At 32.9% G+C, this 22,862-nt stretch carries 28 protein-coding genes and 1 pseudogene; 20 read left to right on the top strand and 9 right to left on the bottom strand.

Going from position 1 to position 22,862, the window contains the following annotated elements:
• Positions 1-383 precede the first annotated feature (383 nt).
• The 4 genes from ACOMCU_RS26255 to ACOMCU_RS26240 form a co-directional block, all read right to left on the bottom strand.
• Complete coding sequence (locus tag ACOMCU_RS26255; RefSeq protein WP_036130536.1) at positions 384-575, bottom strand: hypothetical protein; 192 nt, start codon at positions 573-575, stop codon at positions 384-386.
• Positions 576-887: 312 nt separating this feature from the next.
• Positions 888-1,433, bottom strand: a complete 546-nt coding sequence (locus ACOMCU_RS26250; protein ID WP_421051988.1) for a GrpB family protein — start codon at positions 1,431-1,433, stop codon at positions 888-890.
• Positions 1,434-1,768: 335 nt separating this feature from the next.
• A complete protein-coding gene (locus ACOMCU_RS26245; RefSeq protein WP_080647684.1) occupies positions 1,769-1,888 on the bottom strand; it encodes a YjcZ family sporulation protein in 120 nt (39 codons plus the stop codon).
• A gap of 369 nt (positions 1,889-2,257) precedes the next feature.
• Complete coding sequence (locus ACOMCU_RS26240; RefSeq protein WP_036130534.1) at positions 2,258-2,647, bottom strand: hypothetical protein; 390 nt, start codon at positions 2,645-2,647, stop codon at positions 2,258-2,260.
• 334 nt (positions 2,648-2,981) lie between these two features.
• Between ACOMCU_RS26240 and ACOMCU_RS26235 the strand changes: the two genes are divergently transcribed.
• From ACOMCU_RS26235 to ACOMCU_RS26190, 10 genes and pseudogenes are all read left to right on the top strand, one after another.
• The gene (locus ACOMCU_RS26235) at positions 2,982-3,269 is read left to right on the top strand and encodes a hypothetical protein (RefSeq protein ID WP_421051987.1); all 288 of its coding nucleotides are present in this window, start codon (positions 2,982-2,984) and stop codon (positions 3,267-3,269) included.
• Between the two features lie 183 nt (positions 3,270-3,452).
• Positions 3,453-3,891, top strand: a pseudogene (locus tag ACOMCU_RS26230) (transposase); the annotation flags it as partial.
• A gap of 297 nt (positions 3,892-4,188) precedes the next feature.
• The gene (locus ACOMCU_RS26225; RefSeq protein WP_036130531.1) at positions 4,189-4,338 is read left to right on the top strand and encodes a hypothetical protein; all 150 of its coding nucleotides are present in this window, start codon (positions 4,189-4,191) and stop codon (positions 4,336-4,338) included.
• Positions 4,339-4,542: 204 nt separating this feature from the next.
• Entirely contained in the window at positions 4,543-4,854 is a 312-nt protein-coding gene (locus ACOMCU_RS26220) for a Tn7-like element transposition protein TnsE (protein ID WP_421051986.1), read from the top strand.
• Between the two features lie 45 nt (positions 4,855-4,899).
• Positions 4,900-5,076: a hypothetical protein gene (locus ACOMCU_RS26215; RefSeq protein ID WP_421051985.1), complete on the top strand. Its 177-nt coding sequence runs from the start codon at positions 4,900-4,902 to the stop codon at positions 5,074-5,076.
• Between the two features lie 76 nt (positions 5,077-5,152).
• Positions 5,153-7,459 (top strand): glycoside hydrolase, encoded by a 2,307-nt coding sequence (locus ACOMCU_RS26210; protein ID WP_421051984.1) that lies wholly within the window; start codon positions 5,153-5,155, stop codon positions 7,457-7,459.
• 1,167 nt (positions 7,460-8,626) lie between these two features.
• Positions 8,627-8,881 carry a hypothetical protein gene (locus ACOMCU_RS26205; RefSeq protein ID WP_421051983.1) on the top strand — a complete coding sequence of 85 codons (255 nt, stop codon included), beginning with the start codon at positions 8,627-8,629 and terminating at the stop codon, positions 8,879-8,881.
• Positions 8,882-9,290: 409 nt separating this feature from the next.
• Complete coding sequence (locus ACOMCU_RS26200; protein WP_036130522.1) at positions 9,291-9,518, top strand: hypothetical protein; 228 nt, start codon at positions 9,291-9,293, stop codon at positions 9,516-9,518.
• 113 nt (positions 9,519-9,631) lie between these two features.
• Positions 9,632-10,177 carry a hypothetical protein gene (locus tag ACOMCU_RS26195; RefSeq protein WP_421051981.1) on the top strand — a complete coding sequence of 182 codons (546 nt, stop codon included), beginning with the start codon at positions 9,632-9,634 and terminating at the stop codon, positions 10,175-10,177.
• Positions 10,178-10,310: 133 nt separating this feature from the next.
• On the top strand, positions 10,311-10,526 hold the full coding sequence (locus tag ACOMCU_RS26190) for a YfzA family protein (protein ID WP_421051996.1): 216 nt from the start codon (positions 10,311-10,313) through the stop codon (positions 10,524-10,526).
• A gap of 538 nt (positions 10,527-11,064) precedes the next feature.
• On the opposite strand, the gene ACOMCU_RS26185 is transcribed toward ACOMCU_RS26190, so the two are convergent.
• Positions 11,065-12,123 carry an Ig-like domain-containing protein gene (locus tag ACOMCU_RS26185; protein ID WP_421051980.1) on the bottom strand — a complete coding sequence of 353 codons (1,059 nt, stop codon included), beginning with the start codon at positions 12,121-12,123 and terminating at the stop codon, positions 11,065-11,067.
• Between the two features lie 674 nt (positions 12,124-12,797).
• On the opposite strand from ACOMCU_RS26185, the gene ACOMCU_RS26180 reads away from it, so the two are divergent.
• Both ACOMCU_RS26180 and ACOMCU_RS26175 read left to right on the top strand, forming a co-directional pair.
• Positions 12,798-13,181, top strand: a complete 384-nt coding sequence (locus tag ACOMCU_RS26180) for a hypothetical protein (protein ID WP_421051979.1) — start codon at positions 12,798-12,800, stop codon at positions 13,179-13,181.
• 385 nt (positions 13,182-13,566) lie between these two features.
• On the top strand, positions 13,567-13,767 hold the full coding sequence (locus tag ACOMCU_RS26175; protein WP_036130517.1) for a hypothetical protein: 201 nt from the start codon (positions 13,567-13,569) through the stop codon (positions 13,765-13,767).
• A gap of 241 nt (positions 13,768-14,008) precedes the next feature.
• Here the strand turns inward: ACOMCU_RS26175 and ACOMCU_RS26170 are convergent, their stop codons facing one another.
• The gene (locus ACOMCU_RS26170; RefSeq protein ID WP_010860091.1) at positions 14,009-14,209 is read right to left on the bottom strand and encodes a cold-shock protein; all 201 of its coding nucleotides are present in this window, start codon (positions 14,207-14,209) and stop codon (positions 14,009-14,011) included.
• 525 nt (positions 14,210-14,734) lie between these two features.
• On the opposite strand from ACOMCU_RS26170, the gene ACOMCU_RS26165 reads away from it, so the two are divergent.
• Together ACOMCU_RS26165 and ACOMCU_RS26160 are read left to right on the top strand one after the other, a co-directional pair.
• On the top strand, positions 14,735-15,046 hold the full coding sequence (locus tag ACOMCU_RS26165; RefSeq protein ID WP_421051978.1) for a PadR family transcriptional regulator: 312 nt from the start codon (positions 14,735-14,737) through the stop codon (positions 15,044-15,046).
• A gap of 1 nt (position 15,047) precedes the next feature.
• A complete protein-coding gene (locus tag ACOMCU_RS26160; RefSeq protein ID WP_421051977.1) occupies positions 15,048-15,572 on the top strand; it encodes a DUF2812 domain-containing protein in 525 nt (174 codons plus the stop codon).
• 449 nt (positions 15,573-16,021) lie between these two features.
• Here the strand turns inward: ACOMCU_RS26160 and ACOMCU_RS26155 are convergent, their stop codons facing one another.
• Positions 16,022-16,171 carry a YjcZ family sporulation protein gene (locus tag ACOMCU_RS26155; RefSeq protein WP_421051976.1) on the bottom strand — a complete coding sequence of 50 codons (150 nt, stop codon included), beginning with the start codon at positions 16,169-16,171 and terminating at the stop codon, positions 16,022-16,024.
• A 547-nt stretch (positions 16,172-16,718) separates the two neighbouring features.
• On the opposite strand from ACOMCU_RS26155, the gene ACOMCU_RS26150 reads away from it, so the two are divergent.
• On the top strand, positions 16,719-17,192 hold the full coding sequence (locus tag ACOMCU_RS26150; protein WP_010860088.1) for an ASCH domain-containing protein: 474 nt from the start codon (positions 16,719-16,721) through the stop codon (positions 17,190-17,192).
• A 199-nt stretch (positions 17,193-17,391) separates the two neighbouring features.
• Here ACOMCU_RS26150 and ACOMCU_RS26145 read toward each other — a convergent pair whose 3' ends face one another.
• Positions 17,392-18,396 carry a hypothetical protein gene (locus tag ACOMCU_RS26145; RefSeq protein ID WP_421051975.1) on the bottom strand — a complete coding sequence of 335 codons (1,005 nt, stop codon included), beginning with the start codon at positions 18,394-18,396 and terminating at the stop codon, positions 17,392-17,394.
• Between the two features lie 281 nt (positions 18,397-18,677).
• Here ACOMCU_RS26145 and ACOMCU_RS26140 point away from each other — a divergent pair, with 281 nt between their 5' ends.
• The 3 genes from ACOMCU_RS26140 to ACOMCU_RS26130 all read left to right on the top strand — a co-directional run bounded on the left by ACOMCU_RS26140 (position 18,678) and on the right by ACOMCU_RS26130 (position 20,302).
• Positions 18,678-18,887 (top strand): hypothetical protein, encoded by a 210-nt coding sequence (locus ACOMCU_RS26140; RefSeq protein WP_036130509.1) that lies wholly within the window; start codon positions 18,678-18,680, stop codon positions 18,885-18,887.
• A gap of 613 nt (positions 18,888-19,500) precedes the next feature.
• A complete protein-coding gene (locus tag ACOMCU_RS26135; protein WP_010860086.1) occupies positions 19,501-19,914 on the top strand; it encodes a YugN family protein in 414 nt (137 codons plus the stop codon).
• A 226-nt stretch (positions 19,915-20,140) separates the two neighbouring features.
• Positions 20,141-20,302 (top strand): hypothetical protein, encoded by a 162-nt coding sequence (locus tag ACOMCU_RS26130; RefSeq protein ID WP_421051974.1) that lies wholly within the window; start codon positions 20,141-20,143, stop codon positions 20,300-20,302.
• A gap of 197 nt (positions 20,303-20,499) precedes the next feature.
• On the opposite strand, the gene ACOMCU_RS26125 is transcribed toward ACOMCU_RS26130, so the two are convergent.
• Positions 20,500-20,913 carry an NUDIX hydrolase gene (locus ACOMCU_RS26125; RefSeq protein ID WP_421051973.1) on the bottom strand — a complete coding sequence of 138 codons (414 nt, stop codon included), beginning with the start codon at positions 20,911-20,913 and terminating at the stop codon, positions 20,500-20,502.
• Between the two features lie 404 nt (positions 20,914-21,317).
• Between ACOMCU_RS26125 and ACOMCU_RS26120 the strand changes: the two genes are divergently transcribed.
• Positions 21,318-22,382 carry a PQQ-dependent sugar dehydrogenase gene (locus tag ACOMCU_RS26120; RefSeq protein WP_421051972.1) on the top strand — a complete coding sequence of 355 codons (1,065 nt, stop codon included), beginning with the start codon at positions 21,318-21,320 and terminating at the stop codon, positions 22,380-22,382.
• A 23-nt stretch (positions 22,383-22,405) separates the two neighbouring features.
• Complete coding sequence (locus ACOMCU_RS26115) at positions 22,406-22,828, top strand: universal stress protein (RefSeq protein ID WP_421051971.1); 423 nt, start codon at positions 22,406-22,408, stop codon at positions 22,826-22,828.
• The last annotated feature ends 34 nt before the right edge of the window (positions 22,829-22,862 follow it).

Genomic DNA, 22,862 nt, shown 5'->3' with positions numbered 1-22,862 from the left:
GCTAATATCAGTTTTATAAATTCAGTCATCGCAATTGTTCGTTCGGATTGGTCGTGTTTTAATGAACCGAAACCAGTACCTCTTGAGGACATGAGGGAATTTCAAAAGGTACTAGGTGAAGCTTTAGATCATCAAAAACGACAACAAAAGTCTCTCTCATGTATGCCTTAAAGCAAGAATTGAGAAGGTTAAATCAGAATAACGTGGTGGTAGTGGTGGTAAATGTGAAGGAAGCGTCATTATGCCTTACAAAAACGAATGGGTGCAGCATTACATTAAAGAAGGCTGGCACATTAAGAAAGCGTGGGATGTGTCTTTTGAAAAAATGGGAGCAACGTAATGGGGTTGCTTAGTTGAAAGAAAATCAAATCAGCTTCAGTTTTTTAATTTTTTTCCATTTCATCTTTTTTACTTCTAAGTAGCAATGCCATGAATAAAAAACTTGCTACCCAAAAGGAAAAGAAAAAATTTTCAAGCAAAGCCCAATTACCATTTTTGAAATAATCCCAAACCGTTGTAAATAAAAACAGTGTCACAAAGAAAGCGATATATAAGTATTTTCCGAATGTAGTCAATTAAAGCACCTCTATATGTAATTTATAGTATAAAAAATAGCACAGAATAGAAAAGAAACCATTTAAGGGTCACTGGGCTGGAAGTGATATAAGTAAATAACGGGAAGGCCGCGACGGTCAACCAACGCCACAGCCTTAAAAAGTGCGTGCGATACACTCAAGATTAATGTGTGCAAATTAAGATTTCCTATACATTATGGCAAAGCAAAAACCCCAGCTTAACACTGGGGAGACGGTTTGTCAGGTAAATAAATATTATCAATGGTTCTCACATTGTTCACATTTATTTAATGTAAGTTATGAAATGAAATTTTAATTATTTAAAACCTGTTTAATAAATTCTGTTTTAGCTTTTGTGTATGATTCTCTATCTTGGTTAAACCTTTTAGCTAACCCTTGTTTAAGCGTTGAATATTCACAAACTAATTGTAGATTTTCTCGTAAACGGTTGCGAAATAAAAGTTGTTGCTCCCATCGCTCATTTCCTTTAACCATCAAATGCAAATGAGCAACACGCTTATTGTTTTTAACCTTTACAAAGAACCTTCTCCAAGGTCTTTCATCTAATTCTGGGCTAACATAATGCCAATCATATTCAGCCAATTTTGTTGATATATCTTCTACTCTATCAAATGAGTCTGTTTCAGCCATTAAATCAATTATAGGTTTTGCTGGTAGACCAGGTATGGATGTACTTCCTATATGTATTACCTCGCTTATACCATAAGGGTTAAGAAGATCATAAAGATGTTGTTCTTCGTGTCGCCCTTGGTCTTGCCAATCAGGATTTGCCGTTACTATTTCTACAGACTCATTCGCCCATATTGGCCAACCATTTTGGTTGTTATTTTTATCCATTTAAAACAACCTCCTTTAGATAATTTTAACACTATTAAGAATATTATCAAAAAGGACCTAGTTCTAGCGAAGGCACCTAGTGAGTCGGTAATGTAGAAGAGAGATATTAATGCTAAATATGCATAGTCAAGGACCCAACTTAAAGAGTATTTAAAGGTAGGTTATTACTGCACAATATGAGTAAAGAAACTATAAAAGGGTCACTTGGAGGAATAGTGACCCTTAGTAAAAATTTGAAAGTGCAAGAATAATTATGAGCATCAGAAGTTTTGGCGATTATTAATTGTGGATTTTTTATATTAAACATCTATGACCATAATAAAAAATTGGAAATGTTAATACGATTTATGCATAAAACTAGCGCCGACAATAATTAAAAGAATGAATAGAACCACAATTAGGGCGAATTTCGAACCAGAATTAGAGCTATAATCACTACCATAATCTTGAGACATAATAACTTCCCTCCTCTCTATTATCTATAATATGTTAGTTGTAGAAAGGAGAGGAGGTATTTATCTAATCAATATTTTCTTTTGAAAAATAGATAATCATGTTACGTATTGGTAGTCGTATCAGAAAGAAATTTGTGCAGTAAAAAGGAGGGGGATTTATGTGGAAGATGATAGTTAAACAAGTTAATACAGGCCCACGTGAATTAGTGGGTGTAATTAAAGTTAAAGATAATTGATTTGCTGTCTAGTAATAATTAAGTCGTTTATTTTGAAGTGTTAAACATACATAAATACCTTCAAAATAAAAAACAAGCAGCCATAAAATTGGTCGCTTGTTTTGTACCCTTACATTTAAAAGGGCAATAACATTTAGTTAATGAAATTTTGAGGAATACATTCACGAACACCAGAATTTCTCAATGAGTTAAATAAAGCTGCACTGATTCTTAATAAAACATTGGTATCAGTTCCATTTTCTAAATCATAGATTACAAAATAGGCATTATCAACTGTAAAAATACATTTTCGTTCTAATTCAAATCCAGGTGGTACAGTTGGAAGTTGAAAAACTGGTACAACCACAGGTGTATCTCCTTCATCTCTGATAAAATTGAAAGTTTGTTGGTCAATCTCATATATATTAACTGGATCAATCTCCACACCTTTATCTGGAACTGTAATTTCATCTTCGACTAATAGGAAAAAGCGTTCGTTTCGAAAATTGAAAAGACTTCTCGAGCCAATTTCAAATGATGCCATTTTATATTCACCTCCTCTTCTATTCTACAATGTATAATATGTTAGCTGTATAGAAGGAGTGGGGTGTTAAACCATTCAACTATAGGCATTAAAAAATATATTTTTGTGAGATAAGACAATAAAACAGGGTCACTTGGGATAGAAGTGACCCTTAGTAAAAAGTTTCGGAGGTGCAAGACTAAATTAGCTTTACCTTACTATTAATATGATGTAATAGCTATATTTGTATAGTGAATTGCCTTTGAATAAATTTAAAAATAAAAAAGCCGTAGCGTCGTCACACGCTACAGTAAACTAATGAACAATATGATTAACAAACAAGGTAGTGCTGCACATGTACGAATGGCTCAAAAACTATCAAAAATTAGAGGATGAAATTGCAGACATCGAATTTATTCTCGAACGTAACAAGAAAGAATTAAAGCGATGGGTACATGGTGATTTAACAAAAATAAAATTAACTTCTGAAAGCCGTGGAGCACAGTTGGAAGTAATTATCGAAGCTTCTGAACGTGAATTAGCACAGAAAATGAACGACTTGGAAAGTATGAAAAAGTTGATAAATACATTCAGAGGATTAGATAATCAGATAATGTACAATCACCATGTGGAAGGCAAATAGCTAAAAAAGGATTAGAAATTGCTAAAGTTTCATTCGATGTTTTGAAAAATCTAGCAATTCAACAATCGAAAAAAATGTTAGGTATTGAATAGAAGTAACTTGTGAATTTGCCCTCCACATCAATTGTGGAGGGCTTTTATAATCCCAAACATTTGGGGATTCTGTCATCGTGAGTGATTTCCATATGTCCGTATCGGAACAAAATGGCATTATGTATGCTTATTTGTCGACCTTTTCAATCGTGAAATCATTGACCGTAGTGCTAGTGCAAATAAGACAGCAGAGCTGGTTTATCAAGCGCTAGGAAGTATTAGAGGTAACTTGAACGACATTCAAATGTTTCATACAGACCGAGGAAAAGAGTATGAAAATAAGCTCATTTCAAAAGCCCTAGAAACATTCGGAATCCAGCGATCCCTGAGCATGAAAGGATGCCCTTAACGCCGTGGCTGAAGCGATGTTTAAGGTATTTAAAACCGAATTCGCTAACGGAACACATTTCTCTACTCTTGGACAGCTCGCTCTTGAACTTGATGATGCTGTTCATTGGTTCAATAACATTCGAATTTACGGAACACTAGGCTATTTAACTCCAGTGGAATTCAAGCAACAGACCTTATAATTTTTGTCCAGTTTAGTGTTGACATACCATTTATAATAAATAACTGGAAGAGATTTTTTGTTTTAGTTAAAATTAGCGACTTGATTGATGACTTTAAAATGAATCAGCAAATTTAAGGTCGTAAAGATAAGTATAATGAATACCATTTGGCTATGAATTATTTTACTAAGTTTTTACTGATATATGCAAGGTTAGGTAGTACACTAATAAAGTAAAAAGGTTTACTTCAGTAAAATAAGGTATATTATTTTTGTTGAATAGATTCTCTTTAAAGTACAAGAAAAGTAGGTGAACAAAGTGGGGAAATATCAATTGGATACCAAAGGTCAGGTGGCTGTGGCAAAGTATCATGAAAAACACAAGCCTGCCAAATTTGATAAAAAGCAGCAAATTGAAAAAATACGTGCGGAGTATTTGAAAAAAAAGCTAAAACAAACAGATAAATAATATGAATGAAAACATAGGAAGACTAAAATCTCCCTATGTTTTTCTTATTCGAAGTTCTTTTTTTCGATTGATGATAGAGTTTAAACAGCCAATTACTATTAAAACGATAGTGAAACCTAATGTAAATGGTGGCACAATTTTACGTGTTGTAGGTGTGAAAAATAAACATATTCCTTATAGTTTAATACGAAGCGTTTTGTATATTTGAGTGATGGTTTAACTGAGAGAAAGTATGTGATTGCCGAGATTACATTATTCTCAAATAAAGTAGTCAGTATGATTGAAGTAGAAAGAGAAAATAAGGCGCTTTCTACATTAATTGTTGTATTAATTGAAGCAGATAATAAAAATTATCACTACAAGTTAATATTAGACAATATGGTTGATAATTGCGGAACATGGAATAAACATCAGTTGTATTTTCAAAGCATGTTATATATACCCCAAAGGCATATAAGAAAAAATCCAAAACATCAAGCAAAAAGATTTAGAGAAAAAATTTCGAATATTATCTGAGGAGTTGTTTGGAATATATTATTTAAGGAAGACTTACAAAAATTAGTGGTAGAAGCCTTAAGATTTAATCAAGGTTCAGCAAGTATAATTTTAATAGCTAAGTATATATGGGATAATTATGAAAAAGAACTAAAGCAGTCGGGATATTTATTTTATACATGGCAATATGATATTAGATGGGCTAACGAAGAATTAAAAAATTGGTTTTTGGGTTTGAATTAAAAAATAAGTAGGTTAGAGTTTTTTTGTGACATTCGTGTAACACACCGCTATTACTCTAAGTATGGAGGTGTGTTACATGAAAAAAATTCTATCAATCATGTTAATTGCTGCAATATTAACAAGCGTTCTTACGGGATGTGCGAAAGAAAAAATTAGTACAGGTAGAGAGGTTAAGTCACAAATAAATAATTTAGACTTTAACTTTAGTGTGGATCCTGAGACACTTGCGTTTGAGGTGGAGTCCAATGGATTTACTGAGAAGGTATCGGAACCATTGGGGAAAATGAATGTTTCAAATTTAACAGACAGTGGAGATAACATTAGCTGGACCTATTTAGAACAGGAAATTGAGGTTGATATCGTAAAAAAAGATAAGTATGTTGATGTAACCATAAAATCCAGCAAGGATGAAGACAACATGTTTGCATGGCCAAAAGTGAAAGGTGATGGATATATGCTCCCATTAAATCAAGGGAAGTATATTCCAAGCAATGATTCTATTTGGAAAAATTACTTAAGTGAAGAAAAAATGAAAGTAATTGAGGCTTTATCTATGCAATTTTTTGCAGTTGATAAAAGTGAGTATTCGCTAGTATATATAATTAAAAATCCTTATAATAGTGAAATTGTTTATAATACAGAAAATGATATTGAGTTTACTTTTAATCATGAGTTTCCAACTATTAATGAAGAGAAGGAATATGGTTTTAGAATATATATAACGGAAAAAAATCCAGTAGATGTTGCAAAGACCTATAAAAATTATTTGATTGAACAGGGAGACTTCAAAAGCTTGGCGGATAAGGCTAAAGAAAATAGTAATATTGAAAAGCTTTATGGTGCACCTCATGCTTATTTTTGGGACAGAACTGTGATTTCAGAAGAAAATATAAAATGGGCAAAACTGAGAGAAAGTTTTCCCGAAAAACTGAGATTATGGATTCAGGGGCTATTAACTACTAATGTTGAGGATGAATCAGAGCTTTCATCGGCTTTTGAAGATTTAAATAGCTTAGATTATGTAGACAAATACACTAAGAATAGAATAATAAAAGGCTTAAGTGCCGTAATGCAACTAAAAGAATTCTATAATCCGGAAGTATTTACTGAAACAGATAAAGAAACTCAGAGGCTGTTAAACACGGGAATAGAAAATTTAAATCCCGTTGAATTAATTGACCTAAATAAGAGATTATTAAAAAGCATACTTGAAGATGTAGTTGACCCAATAAAGAAGTGGGCAGATGCTAATACTGTAGATGTGATAAAGGACATGAAGGATTCTGGGTTAGAAAATATGTGGATCGGCTTGGATGATTGGCAGGAAGGATTCATTAAACCAGAGTTAGTTAAAGAAGCAGAAGACTTCGGCTATCTATTTGGTACCTATGATTCATATCATTCAATCCATGAACCAGGTAAAGAGAAGTGGGAAACTGCTAAGTTTAAGGATGCTTCACTTTACAAGAATGCAACTGTAACAAATAAAAATGGAAACAAGATTGAAGGATTCCAAGGTGCAGGTAGAAAGTTGAATCCGACGCTTGCAATGCCTAGTGTAAAAGAAAGAGTAACTTCAATTTTAAATACGGGCATAGCATTTAACTCATGGTTTTTAGACACAGATGGCACTGGAGAAATCTTTGATGACTATTCGCCAGAACATATTACTACTGAAAAGGAAGATATCCAGGCTAGGATTAAGAGAATGGAGTATCTGCAAAAAGAATGGGGTATGGTAGTAGGAACAGAGGGCGGAAATGATTTTGCTAACAAATCTATTGCCTTTGCACATGGAATAGAAACGCCATCATTTTCTTGGATGGACGAGGATATGGCAAAAAACAAAAAAAGTGAGTATTATGTAGGGAGATACTATTCGAGTAATGGTGGAGTGCCCGAAATGTTTTCTAAACAAATACCACTAAAGGATAAGTACAAGAAGTTATTTTTGGATCCAAACTACACGATCCCATTGTATAAGTTGGTTTACAACGATTCAGTGATCACATCTCATTGGTGGGGATGGGGAACCTTAAAATTTAAAGATGAAATAACAAATAGAATGTTGTATGAGATACTTTATAATGTACCTCCTTTATATCATATAGATAAACGCGAGTGGGAAAAACATAAAGAAACAATTGTAAGGCATTCAAAGGTATGGTCAAATTTCAGCAAAAAAGCAATAACGGAAGAAATGACAGATTTTAAAATTATATCAGATGATAGACTTGTTCAAATGACTGAATATGGTGAAGCATTAAGTGTAGTAGCAAATTTTTCAGATGATGAATTTAACTATCAAGGCGAGACAATATCAGGAAAATCAGTGTTAATTATTGATGGAAATAGTAATACTATCTATTCACCGGAAAAGTAAGCGTGAAATTCGCAATAGTTTAACTGCTAATTTTCCTTGAGACAATCTTCCGAGAGGCTGAATCTGAACGTTAAGGAATAGTTTACAAGAAAACATAGAAGTAGCTAATCCATTGTGATGGGTGGTCTAAAAAAGTAGGTAAACAAAAGGTAAACATTTTATACGTTAATCATACGTTAACCATTGATATATTAGCATTATAGTATGTCCTCCTGGGACGTAATAAGTATAAAATATAAAATTAGATGATTTTATGAAGAGTAAAAGACGCTTGAAATCCTTGGTACGTAAGGGTTTTGAGCGTCTGTTCTTTTTGGGGTTTTCGATTAGATTCGATTAAGTATTTAAAAGTTATTACATAGATATTACACAAGGTTCCTGACAATCAAATGAACAGTGATGAAGTCGAGCAACAACCGACTGAATAGCAATTGAACAAAGGGCTCTAGTCTCTTAAGGATTCGTCATTTTAAGTGGTTACGATAGCAATTTATACAATGACATATTAAGTGCTTGGAGCAAAATCACAAAGATGTCCACAACGGAAGCTGCTACATCAAAACAAGAGCTGTTATGACGCAATCCCCAAAACACAGAGCGCCAGCACCAATTAAATATATTTGAGATTAGTTGATAAAAATGTACAGAATATTCCTATTAGATATTGTTCCTGTGCTTCTTACCAGTTTCAACACCTACTTCGAAAATAAAGACGATCATAAGAAAGAAAAACACAATTTTGTAGCAGAGTTAACTGTCCAAAAGCCCAAATAATACATGAACACAAGAATGATAGATTAAAGAGTTTTAACAATCTTTAGAGTCATCCTGACACCTCCTGATATTTGGAATATTGAATTGTGAAAGGATAACATAGTTAGGAAGTTTTTAGAACTATGAATTGATTCATGTACTGACACTTTGTTATTGTTTTTCATATTTTTTATTACTCAATAGTAATTTTGCCATCGCATAAAAAATTATTACCCATAAGGAAAAAAGAAAATTTTCAAGCCAAGACAAATTACCATTACTGAAATAATCCCAAATAGATGAAAATAAAAACAGTGTTACGAAGAAAACAATATAGAAGTATTTTCTTATGAATGTCATTTGAATCACCCCGATATGTATTTTATGTAAATTATAGCACGAAAAAACCGTACTGTGATTAGACGCTACGATTCAAAATTAAGTAAATTAACAATTAAGGTAGGTGCTGTACATGTACGAATGGTTGCGAGATTATCAAGAATTGAGGATGAAATCACAGACCTTGAACATAATTTAATTCGCTCACAAAACGAATTGAAAAGATGGGGACATGGTGATTTAGCAAAGTACAAGCTTACAGCTGAATCAGATGGTGCAAGGTTAGAAGAACGAATCGAAGTCATTGAATACGGCTTGCACATAAAATGAATGATTTGAAAAAAATGATTCTTAAATTTAAAGGTATCGAACAAAAAATTATTTACGATAAATATGTTGAAGATAAGATACTCGAACAAGTTGCGGAAGATTAGAGTGCCCAATATATCTATGCTAAACATGCTCAAATAAAGAGATTTCTTAGTTTCAATACCATATGATTAATATAGTATACTCTATATTGTCTCTATTAAACCTATTGAAAATCCGTTATATGATAGTAGTATTAAAAAGCGCACAGACGAAATACGGTGTAAAATTTCATTACAATAATAAACACGTTCGTTTGTACGTGTTTCCTGAAAACAAGCAATTGAGGCTACTGAATCGGTAGTCTCTTTGTATAATTACAATACATTCCATTTATACTATCATGTAGGTAGAATGGAGGTGTTGACTAATGGAGTATGAATATACAGTGAAGTTTTACTTTGACGAAAATCGTGAAGAAGAATATAAAATCAAGACTAATATTGGACAAGAAACATTTACAGAAGAAATTTCTAATGGGTTCAATGAGAAGTCCTGGTATTCATTTACTGAAACAGAAAATTATAAAACGATTTTAATTAGAACTAAAGATGTTTATAAGGTAGTAGCAGAACAAGATATTTTAACATTTGATTGATCCAATGTATTAAGCCACATCTAAAAAGGTGTGGCTTTTTATTGTGTTTTATATTTCCAATGATGACATATTGTCCCATTAATATTATGATTAGTGTGAAAGGGGACATTGTTATGAATTTTGAAACAAAATATTTAATTAGATGGGGAATTCCTGGATGGATTTTTTTACTGTCATTAACACCTTATGTATTAATATTATATGGTGGGCATTTGACAAGTACAATTTATAATAAGAATTTACTAGTATTAGGTACTTTTGTAACTTTAGCAGGAGTTCCATTAGGTTATTTCTTTAATCAAATACACCATTTAATAAGTTGGGTTATCCCAAGAATATTTAAAAATGGTTGGGAAGAATATTTTAAAGATGAAATAAAGGTTGATAATCTTTTGTCTAAAGAAAAAAACGAACATTATAAACAACGATACAGAAATCTTCTTTCTAAAAAACACGAGGTTGGGTCAGTGCTTTCAAGTTTTAGTGGAGCTTTTTTAATCGTATATTTCAACTCGATTTCAAATAATATGTCAAATTTCGAATTTTGGTACACAATCGTCTTAAGTATATTGGTTGTTGGTTGGTATTTTTTAAGGAAATATGCATCAGCAAACATAGATTTATACTTTGAAGAACTTCTTAAAGCATCCGAGAAATGATTTGCCCCAAAAAAGTTAGACATATTTAGTTAAGCAACTTCTAAGACCTGAGTTCGGTACTCCACCGGGCTTAGGTCTTTTAATTTTGCCTTGGAAGGTCTGGTTCATCTTTCACCAGAGCTAATTATGCTTTATCGCCGTTGATGGTACTTCCCTAGAGCCAAATATAAACGATAGTGATAAATTATTTGCCAAGATAGGAAGATGGGTTTTGGACTCGAAGCTCTTTACTGAATGGATTACCCCCTATTCCTTTCCTTTTTTTAATATGTTCATGACAATTCATGTCATTGCTATACTGATTGCTGCAGCAATGCACATAATTTCAAATATGTTTTCAAAAAAATAAAGAAGAGGAATTGGTATGCAAATAATGATTTCCAACAGTTCATTAAATTTTCGAGCAAGTGTACTAGTCTTATATATTTGTCTAACTTAGTGTAGTAAGCAGATTGGAATATAAATTATTATTTGTTTATGAAGGTGTGTATATATGTGGAATGCCAATAGTCTTTGGACAGCCTATTTCTTTGTGGCGTGGAAGGAGAAATAACAACAATGATGGTGATGGTTGTGGGACAGGTGGTTGACTTTAGGATACTTATGAAGACTTCTTAAGAACTACCAATCTTATAATTATTTTTAGTCTTAATTCCATCTGCCTAAGTAATTAAAGAAGTTATTATTCAGGTGGGGTGTATTTTACAATTCAGCAACGTGGTAAGTAAAAATGTATAGTTTGTTCAGAACGATGTAGTAATCAATCAATGTCAGGATTAACAAATAAACACGCACTGCAGTAAAGACCAGCAAAGATAACTGCACTCCAATCGTTAGATTTTCTGTCTAACAATTGGGGTACAGTTGTGTTCTGGTCTTATTTTTGTTTAGTATTCTCTTACTTCAAATGAAGCAATCTTATCATGTACGATATATTCCGTTACTTTTTTATAAGGTGAAATTGTTTTTGAAAATTTAAATGTTGAAGTACTTTGTGCACTATCAAACCAAATCAAATAATCATTTAATACTTTATTAGTAACGTCATACTCTTTTGTTATACCGTTTACTAAAGTAATGCTTAAAATAGCACTTGAAAATTCATTGATTGATTTTTTTACAATCACCATACTAGTGGCTGCAATATCGGTGTTTTCAATTTTTGCAGTAATAATTGCTTCACCTTCGTGAATAGCAGTTACATTACCATTTTGATCAACAGTTGCAATTGCTTCATTACTAGAAGACCATATTATTTTTGCAGTATCTGGCGTAACTGTTACTATTAATTTATCTTGACTACCTTCTAGAAGTTCTAGAGAATTTTTGTCTAAAGTAATTGATTTGTCAATAATTCCTGCATCTCCAAGACTACCAGCTGCATCAATATCAATAGCATCAATTCTAACAGAGTAAGTGTCTACATTAGAGGGAGTACTTGTTATGAAAACTTCAACTTTATGAAGACCAAAGGTTAAACCTTCTTTTTTAAAAGCTAAGGTTTGATCTTGAGTAGAACCAAAACTCTGAAGATAACCCTGATCAATTCCATCTATTTTAACTAATGCGTCTTTTGTGAATGCAGGCGTTCTAAATGTAATGATATTAATTTTACTGCCTAAAAACCAAAATTCCATTTTAGCAGTTTGATTTTTCTTAGCACCCATACTTCCATTTTTATAATCACCAGAATATTTTGTAAATCTTTCCCATTTATCCTCTTCGTACATTAAACTATCGTGATTATCTTCATATCTCTTCCAACCCTTTTCAGGTTTTTTTAAACTATCCCCAACTACCGCACTGTTTTCAGGAGTATTATTTAAATTAGTAACACCTTCCTCATAATCAACTTTTTCTGCTGATGCACTTTCAACATTCATACTAATTAGAACGAATAGCATTAATGCTAGATAAATAAAACTATTTTTGAATAACTTCTTCACTTTTGTATCCTCCTTTAAAACTGTCGAAGTACTTTAAATAACTTCTAAATCCAATTTTAACCATTGTAAGTCTTATTTACCATGATAATTATCGTTTATTTTTAATAATAAAAAACAGGGTGTTCACCAGCATGAATAGATAATGTTGCTGAATTATGCGCAAATCAAGTGAAGCTTAGGGTTATTTTTTATGTCTCCACAGATGATTGTGGAGGGCTTTTATTATGCAGAAAAGGAACTATTGTAATGAATAGTTAGGTGGAAATGGAGAAATTGATACATTCATCTCTTTTTCTGTGGATAGTACTCCTTTATTTGAATCGCACTATCTATTCTACACACGTATAGTTATATAGATATATCTCAACAACAATTTTAAGAACATGTTTTTTACTATATAGCGCTTTTGAAAATAGTTATTTTGTATTGAGTGAAATTCCCTGTCATGGTACCATATAGACATATAGGTAAATACATATTTTGGAGGCGTAATTATTAAAAATAGTAAAATAAGGTTTTTAATATTATTAAGTTTACTCTCTGTTTTAATTCTATCAGCATGTAATCAGAAAGAAGTAAATGCTGATAAACCAATAGAAGATGAGCAAGAAAAAGTAGTAACATCTAGTCTAGATAATGTAGATGAAAATGTTGAAAAAGTTAATGGTAAAGAAGTGAATAATGAGGACAATGAATTAAATACATCATTAACATTGGTATTAGATAACGTTATTCCTAGAGACCCAAGTATTGATGATAGTGTGTACGGATATGAATTAAATTTTATGATGAAATTTATTAACCATACAGATAAGGATATTAAAGGGTTCATAGCAGAAACATTTTTTTATGATATGTTTGGCGAATTAGTATATACATTAGATTTAAAGTATGAGTGGGATTCTATTCTTGCTAATGATTCTACAAGCTTCAATACTGCTGTTGATTTAAATCAATTCAAAGATGCAGATATGCGTTTTTATAATTTACCATTTAAGAATATGACTTTTAATTACAACATAAAATCTATAATCTTTGCTGATGGAACTATTATATAAAACTCACTAGGTGACCTTTTAAACTATTAGCTCCAAACGCTTAATAATAATGCCTAGAAGGTTAAATTTGGACCAAGTACGTAATAGAACACATCTCTAATTTGTCTAAAGTCTTGATAATATCGCATTTATTATTGATAGTAACCTAACCGATCGGGGGTGGAATACCTCATTTTCGTAGAACAAGCGTTTGAACAAACTAAAAAGCGCCACAAATCCTTTTTTTATCAAGGGTTTGTGGTGCTGTTTCTTTTTTCATTAAAAATGAAAAAAAAATAAAAAATCTTCATGCTATTCATCATCCTTCATGAAATATTTGTGTAATGTAGAATAACTTATAGCAAAATCGGAAATGAATAGGTGTAAAATGAAGGGGTTGATAGTTATGGAATTTTATAAAGACAAAGAAATCTACTGCTATAGCTGTCGTAAAAAAACTTTATTTACATGTAAAGATAAGCATCAAAAAAGTGGAGTAGACAGTCATTGTAATGAATGTTCGGGCCTTTGGTTTGAATGGCAAAATCGAGCAGTGGAGCGGGAAATGGAAAAGTGGATTGAATATAACCAAGGGCTGGCAAATTAACTTCATGTCTATTCTCAATATTCACCAGTTAGAAGGCTTTATAACAATGATGAATTAGATATAAAAAACACAATTGAATCTATGTACTTGTACTATTGTAAATACTTCATTTTCCGTTTATTGCTATAGCATTGAAGGGGAATGTAATAACCAGTAACTTCATTACAATCTAAATTCCTTATATAAAAAAGAGGCCTCCTAATGAAAGGGTGCCTCTTTTTGTATGGTTACATCATTAAAATTAAAGTTTTACGATGTTTGTAGCTTGTGGTCCACGTTGGCCGTCTTCTACTGAGAATTCAACTTTTTGACCTTCTTCAAGTGATTTGAAACCGTCACCTTGGATTGCTGAGAAGTGAGCGAATACGTCGTTTCCGCCTTCAACTTCGATGAAACCAAAACCTTTTTCTGCGTTAAACCATTTTACTGTACCTTGTGTCATTTAAATGACCTCCATTAATTGTATTTAATAATATCATATTTCATCGAAAGAAAAAAATTCACATATTACAAAAAGTATCTAACAAAACACGATTACTCTTTGTAATATGTGAATTCATAGCTTTCTTGCAAACGATGTTATTACATTCATTATATATCGAAAAGTCCTGTTTGTCTAGTGCAAACTTCAATTATTATTTATCAACAGTACATTCGTAGTTAATATGTTCAATTAGGAAGATATTTCAGCATCAAGAACACCTTCGATAGCCCCTATTATGGAAACGCTAATACGGCAATTCCAAGAGCATCTGCTACAAAAAAAGTGCTGTCAGTCTAATCGAACATGTTCACGAAATGACAAATGAATACGTAAAAACAGCTGTCGCTAGGTGTCCAATTAAATGAAATTGTAATTTTGTATGGAATCAAAAGTTAAATGGTTTTGATTTTTTATTGTTGAATATATCACTTTATGATACATTGTTTTTAGATATATCATAAAGTGATATAAAGAGGTGGAAAAATGAAATCTTTGGAGCAATTAACCGATTCCGTGTTTTATATTATGGCGGGATTTACGCAACCTAGACATGGATATGCAGTCATGAGTGTGATTGAGGAGTTGACAGATTCTCAAGTAGTGATTGGGCCAGCATCACTTTATACAATTATAAAAAAGCTTATCAATGAATCTTATATTAAGTTAATTGATGATTCAGATTCACGCAGAAAAGTATACGTATTAACTGATAAAGGGCGAGAGGTATTAAGGCAAGATATTAAAAGACGTAAAGCGATGTTAACGTTTGCTGAAAATGGATTATGGGAGGATTAAAATGAGAAAAACAAAATATATTACATCCAACGGCATAGCTTTTTCAGAGAATAAAGATTTAGAGGTATTGACAAAGTATGCAGCAAAAGGTTGGATTGTAAAGAGGTTTAAAAAAATGGGCTACGAATTGGAAAAAGGCCCTGCTGAGGATGTTATTTTTAGCCTTGATGTACGAAGTTTAGCGGATAATGAGCTAGAGGAATATATTGAAATATTTGAGATGGCAGGTTGGACATATGTATGTTCGAGTTATAATATGCATTTATTTAAAGCAACGCCAGGTACAAATCCAATTTACACCGATTTAGAATCGAAGCTAGATAAAGTAAAAAGACTTAGAAAATCCGTTATTCCGGCAGTTGTTATTAGTGTGACAATTCTAATTGTGAGCTATGTGTTACACGTAATAAGCTCAGGACAATTAAGTACGATTTTTTTAGTTGTTTTTATGCTATCAATTGTATTGGCTGTACCAATGGCGATGACCTTAATGGCTACGTACTATCATTCTTATCGAACGAAATGATATAGATGGAGCCTTAAATGGGTAATTTTAGCTATATAAGCTACAACTAGCTCATATGCTTTTAAGGATGGTATTATGCAAGCTTCACAATTGAAGGATTTACAGAAGATGCAATGAAAATGGGCTAGCTTCTACTGTTTTAGTACCTGATGCCGATGAGTCATACACATTTTAATGTTGAATTCGCAGTTATTAATCCGTACGGCATAACTTGAATTGGTTTCTTTAGTATATTGTATTGAAGTAGTGTCAAGTTCAGCCAAAAACTAATTCACTACTTAGGCTGCTGGATTTTTCCTTTTTTCTAAAAAGGTGAAACGTGGCTTAAAGCACGAAGAGCATGATGGTTTTTTAGACACTGTTCCTGGAAACTAATAAAAGGGTCACTCGGGTGAAAGTGACCCTATTCAACAAGCAAGGGTATTGTATTTCTAAAATAGAAATTTAAATTAATACATGAAACTAGCGCCAACAATAATTAGCAGAATGAATAAGACAACGATAAGAACGAATGTTGAATCATTACCATGACCGCTGTCACACCCATAACCATAACCATAACCATAGCTATATCCATAACCATAGCCTTGATTTCCCATGAAAAAATCCCCTCCTTTTATAACTATTGCAAATAAGATAGAAAAGGTCATTTCCTAAAATAGAAGTGACCGATAACCTTGGGGGTGTGTTTTTAATTGAAGATGGAAAATAAAAACTTTATTTGAACTAGGTACACTACCATATTATGCGGTATATATGTGTAACTACTAGGTGTTTGCCATTTAAAATAAAAGAGCCACAGCGTATGACAATGCTAATACAGCAGATTACAAATAAGGTAGGTGTAGCCCATGCTCATAAAGAGGATGTCCTTTATGATTTTTAAAAACTCATCTGTACATTGTATTGGACTTGAATAAAAAATCCTTTATCGCAAGCTTGTGGAAGCCAAAACACGCTAAACGATTACAGGTGAGCTTGGTTACTCATGCGGACATATGTACAATAAACATGCACAAATCATGCGAATGTGGAATTTGCAGAAAGTATAATGGTTTAATGTTTGAAAAAGTAGTTGTATTGCTTGTTCTTCTGAAATATCGTGTTATACTCAGTCGTATTTAACATCAAGGGGGTAAGTGACTAATGTCAGTTAGTAAGATAGAAGAATATTGGCGTAAGTACGCTAGCGAAAATGACTTAAACATGAGTGTTCCAGACGCATGGATGTTTGGAGATGGTTCCAAAGAAATGGGAGATGGCTTAGGGAGTTTAGTTGTTAATGGAATTAAAACAGGAACATGCGCTGCACATTGTGTATATGAGCTGGAAGAAGAAGAAATTCAAAAAGTTGGACAGTACGATATTGTATTGGATGGAGACAATAATCCATTAGCAGTTATAAAATATACCAAGGTCGAATTAGTTAAAATGAATGAAGTAACAAATGATTTTGCAAGGTCTGAGGGTGAAGGGGATTTAAGCTATGATTATTGGTATCGTGAGCATGTTAAATTTTTCACTTGGGAGTTAAGTCAATACGGACTTCCTTTTACTCCGGACATATTACTCGTTTGTCAAACGTTTAAGGTAATGAATATCTATAAAGATGAGAAATAAATTGAAGAAAAATAAAATGTGTAAACTATACAACCTAAGTTAAAGGTTGTACCAAAAAATAACCGCTTTAAATCCTTAAATAATAAGGGTGTAAAAAGCGGTGTTTTTTTAGAATATTTTAGAAAAAGAAAATTGCGATGCTACTACACAACTAACCAGAACCTCATGTGAGTCGCGGAATTCTAACATGTTTTTTTGATTAAACTTCTTCTTGGAAATAGATTTTATAAAACTTTCGATTGGTTGTTTCATCATAGCCAACCTCAATCAGTTCATGCACTTGCTCAATATCACGAACGTTAACTTGAATTTCAATGTTGGAATCGAGTTTGATTTTCCGTTTATAACTTTTTTCCGCCTTAGCAATCGCGCTCTCGGAAATGACTGTTTCGTAGGGTTTTACCGAATTTACGATAATATCTTTTTGTACAGGATCGGCCTCGTCGAATACCGTGTCCATATAATCATTTACCTGGAATTCTTCTTCATTTCTAAAGTAATCGAGCGTTTTGTTTAAAAACCCCAATTTCTCGGTATTCGTAAAACTCTCTTCTTTTAAAATATATTTTTTACATTCTGCTAATGCTAAATTTGTTTTATGATAATGTTCATCTGCTACCTTAATTTTTAAAAAACGCTCTTGCCAGTAAACTACATCTTCTTTCTTTTTCATTTTCATAAAGACAGCAGGTGCTTCGTCTGCCCCCATATCCACGATGACAGCTAAATTATTGATTTTCTTAACATTAATACCGTCGATGCCATTCACAACCATTTTATTTTGCTCGTTTTTCACATCTAAAAATATTTCTTTTTCATCGATTTTTACAATGGCAATGACTTTTTTGACATCTGTAGACATTAAACAATTTTCAAATAACCCAATAAATAATTCGCCACTTTTAATATGAGGATGCCCAGATGCACTATGTAGGTGGGTAGCGATATGCTGTGATTGTTCAAGGAAACTATTCTCTGAATCAAATATCGCCTTCACATATGTATACACTTCATTTAATCCAATATCCGTTTCGTGGAAAAATTCGTATTGCTGCTCCAAATCGAGTTTGTTAAACGCTAATTGCGTAAAGGCTGCTTCTAGCATGACCTCTGGCTGAGAGAATGCCTCTTCTCCTAAAACAAGCGTATCACTTACTTGATGTACGACATACTGTGCTAATTTACTGTCACTTACTTCTAGCATGGTCTTCACCTTCTAATCATTAGTTGTAGATAATTTACCATACCACAACCCGTACAATATTTTCATGCTTTTTAATTGTGGTAATGATTGGATTTTCATTCTCCAAATTTACAACGGATCCTTAGTAAGGAAGCAGTGAAAGATGTAGAAATGTTGGTTTGAAACAATTGGTTACAGGTTTATGTATGCATAAGATTGTCTGTTGAGGTAATGGATAATTTTGAATTTTTTTGAAACTTTCTTAATCAAATATCCGTAATTAATTGAGGGGGGAATGTAAATTGACAAAAATTTATATAATGTTCATTACTAAAGGGATAGATGGTCAACAATGTGAACAGAAGGTAAATGAAAAACTATTTGTGAAGAAATCGAAACTAAAAGACTATTTGAAAAAAGAAGGCTATTATAAGGAATCAAAAAATCACTATATCAAAATTAATGAAGAAGCTACGTATATTGCTGAAATAGAAAAAATAAAAGTTAAATGATAACGAGTCACGTTCAATGAGCGTGACTTTTTTTAGTTTTGGAGTCAGGGCCTTTAATATTACAATGGATGTCTCTGCTTTTGGTGATGGCATGGGAAAACTTATTATATTGCATAAATGTAAAGCAAATTTATCTATCATATTCATAGTCATAAGGAACATCTTTATTTCCGCATCCAACAAGAAGTAATGATAAAGATAATAATAAAAACATGTTTAAAAAATATTTTTTCATATAAATGAACACTCCTTCGAAATAATTCACTTTTTGTATTCACGCCGGACTTATAATAATTATAGTTTAAGTGTATTTATTTAATAAGTACATAATTGAATTAATATCATAAATAGTTTTTCTATAAAGAACACGAACATTTTTTGTAGGAGCGTAAGGTGGCGACTCTAGCGGGAAGCGTCCGCCTGTATTGATATTTAAAAGTGAATTATGAAATTGATTCAATTTAATGTATTTTAATGCTACTTCAGTTTTTATACATAAGGACATCGTGGAGCCGACCTTTTTTGAAAAACTGGTTCTTTTAGTATAAGTGTAATGGTTTGTATTTCTCTTTTTAAGGTTAGACTGATATCGAACATAAGGAGGGAAATACAATTGTTACAATTTGAATCTAATATTGTTGGAAAACAAATAGGATTTGGATATTTACGTGATCACATTGAAGGACAAGGTTTTACAATTGGAGGTAATTGGGATTATGACAAAGGGAGTTTCGATACGGTTTTATGGCGTGACGGAGGCGAAACTATCTATTTGCGGGTACCTTTTATCGTAACAGAGGGAGAGTTGGATTTTTATGATGCGCAGATTCGCTTCCAAACCCCTTTTGTCATCAAACATGTGACGAATATAGGATTAGATTATGATGAGGGTTCATTGCTAGAAGCTACGGGCGCTAGTCAATTTCAAACGCCTCTTGATAAAGATGCTCAGATCCACAATAAAAGTAAGTGGGTGCATGCTGGCGAAAAGGTAGTAGCAGAAAAAATGCTACCATTTTTTCACTAAGAAAAATCATTGGCATTCCGAGGGTCACACTTTTATTGAAGTGTGGCTTTTTGCATGTAGAAAAATGAAAAATGCTTAAGTACATAGCGAACTTAGCTTAATCACCTCAAGTCTTTTGGCCTTCTTTAAAATTGGTTCAATATAATCAAAAGTTAAAAACTAATTGTCAGAAAATATTACCAATATTATAATAGGATTAATTAATACTATTAAATGAGGTGAGTTTATGGGAAAAGCAGTTAGTAATGACTTTCTATTTTCGTACCAAAAATTGCAACATGAACGACTCATCGACAGAAAAGAAGAGTATTTAGAAGTTCTTGAAAAAACGAAGATTGAAGGCGAAGTTTTAGAATTTGCTAGTATAATAGAAGAGGCGCCTGAGTGACGTCTTCTTCTTTTTTTTGCCTTTAAATAAGTTTTTTCCAGAATAGATACCGAACAATTTTAAGGTATTAACCACTATGCCCGTTTCTTCAAATGATAGTCTTATTTCCAACACTAGGGATTCAACAATCATCTTCGTCTATAAGATGCTTTTTCATAGCTCACTATGATTAACATCTCCGCCAACAGTAAATCATGTTAAATCGTTCCTTGGTTGCTATAAAGGGCATGGTTTTTTAAAAGTTTGTCAACTCCACCTGAATAATAAGACATTCGTTGATTGGCCGTTTCAATAGATGCCCATTCGATTTGAGTAATTTCATGTGGCAATTTTATAGTTTCTATACCCGCTTCAATCTGCGCATCAAATGTAAAAAGTAAAGCATGGTGATTTCTCTTTGTAAACTTTGCTTCATTTACTGCTGGTAGGCTTCCAATTGTAACTTTATAGCCAGTTTCTTCAAATGTTTCACGAATGGTTGCTTCAATTAGTGTTTCATCAGCCTCAACCTTTCCACCAGGTAGCGACCAATGACCTTCATGATTATGTACCATAAGAATTTCATTATCGATATTTTTGATTAATGCATAGACGACTTTTACTTCTTCCATAAGAGACACCTTGTACTTAGTTTCATGTGAATTCTTTAATGAGGACGAACTCGTTTTTTGGCATAGCATATAGACCAAATCCAATGACTCACCACTGTTATAATAAGAATCACTGTCATGAAAAAAGTTTTTTCAATCGGGAACAGTAACTTGAAGATAATGGATAAAATAAGCATGGGCAGCACAATTAAAAACCAAATTTTGACGATTTTATGTTGAAAATTCATGTCGAATCTTACCATTGTCCAATCACTCCATTAGGGTTTAACTTGATTTAGTGTGGTACGACACTTAGTGCTATTTACAGTTTATTGGAATTTAATGAGGAAGTAAAGGCTCCATGAATGAATTGGGTAAAAGAAAGTGTTCTAGGATAATCAAATTAAAGAAAAGAGTGATAGTGGTTGAAAAAAGTTTTTGTCCTAACGATGCTGACCCTGTTTTTACTAGTAGGGTGTATTAGCAAAGAGCCTCAAAAAGATAATCATGGTGCTATAGAGATGTCTAATACAGAAGTAGAAGTTATCGCAGATAAACTAAAAATACCATGGTCGATTGAAAAAGTAGACGATACATTTTATTTATCAGAAAGACCGGGAACTATAGTGAAGATAGCAAATGGTGAAATAGAGAGGCAACATGTGAAACTCGAAAAAGACCTTGCGACAGCTTCAGAAGCAGGATTATTAGGGTTTGCTCTTGCTCCAGACTTTCCACAATCGAATCGAGCATATGCTTATTATACGTATGTAGATGGCGCCAAACAATTTAACCGGATTAGTACATTAAGGCTCGAAGACAATTACTGGAAGGAAGAGCAGTTGCTCCTCGATCATATTAAAAGTGGCACGTATCATCATGGAGGAAGGCTTAAGATTGGGCCAGATGGCAAACTGTATGCAACTGTTGGAGATGCACTGAGTCCATCTAGAGCACAGGACCGAGACACACTGGAAGGGAAAATTTTGCGAATGAATTTAGATGGATCTGTACCGAGTGATAATCCATTTCCAAATTCTTATGTATATAGTTATGGGCATCGTAATCCTCAAGGCCTGGCATGGTCGCCAGATGGTACATTATACGCTAGTGAACACGGCAATACTGCAAATGATGAGCTAAACATCGTTGATGCGGGCCACAATTATGGCTGGCCGATTATCGAAGGTACTGAGAAACAAGAGGGCATGATTGCTCCACTGTTTACATCAGGAAGCAACACTACTTGGGCGCCATCAGGTATGGATTATTATGACGGTAAATTGTATGTTGCCACATTAAAAGGAACGGCAATTTTGGAATTTGATGTTGAGACGGGTCAACAAAGAAAAATAATTAGTGGACTAGGTAGGATTCGAGATATACTAGTTGATGGAAAGTTCCTGTATTTTATTAGCAATAATAGAGATGGACGGGGTATTCCACTGGAAAATGACGACAAATTGTATCGAATTCCATTAAGACATTAAACTAATTTACGAGGAGGATTATGATGACGAAGGATTACACAAGAATTGCAGTAGCGATTGATTTTTCAGAACAATCACTAAAGGCTTATGAACGCGCTGTAAGTATAGCAACGGAGGGTGGGGCTACTTTAAAATTGGTCAATGTTGTTGACACGAAATCATTTGGAGCTATCACCGCTTATGACTTGAAGTATGCTGAGAAACTGAAAGAGGAAAACCTCATCAAAATCGAAAAAATAAAGAATGAAGCTCAAACTGCGGGTGTAACAAATGTAGAAGTTGTTGTAGAAACAGGTTCTCCAAAGGGCATTTTAACACAACTACCTGATGTTGATTTAATTGTATGTGGTGCTACAGGGTTAAATCAATTAGAAAAAATGGTACTGGGTTCAGTAGCAGAACGCATCGTCCGTCTAGCTAAATGTGATGTACTAATTGTTCGATAATAGTTTTATAAAAAAGTGCTTTAAATCCTGTATA

Origin of the sequence: Lysinibacillus sp. UGB7 (genome assembly GCF_049058285.1) — a bacterium.
In the GTDB taxonomy this organism is placed as follows: domain Bacteria; phylum Bacillota; class Bacilli; order Bacillales_A; family Planococcaceae; genus Lysinibacillus; species Lysinibacillus sphaericus_B.
This window is presented reverse-complemented; position numbering and strand designations above follow the sequence as displayed.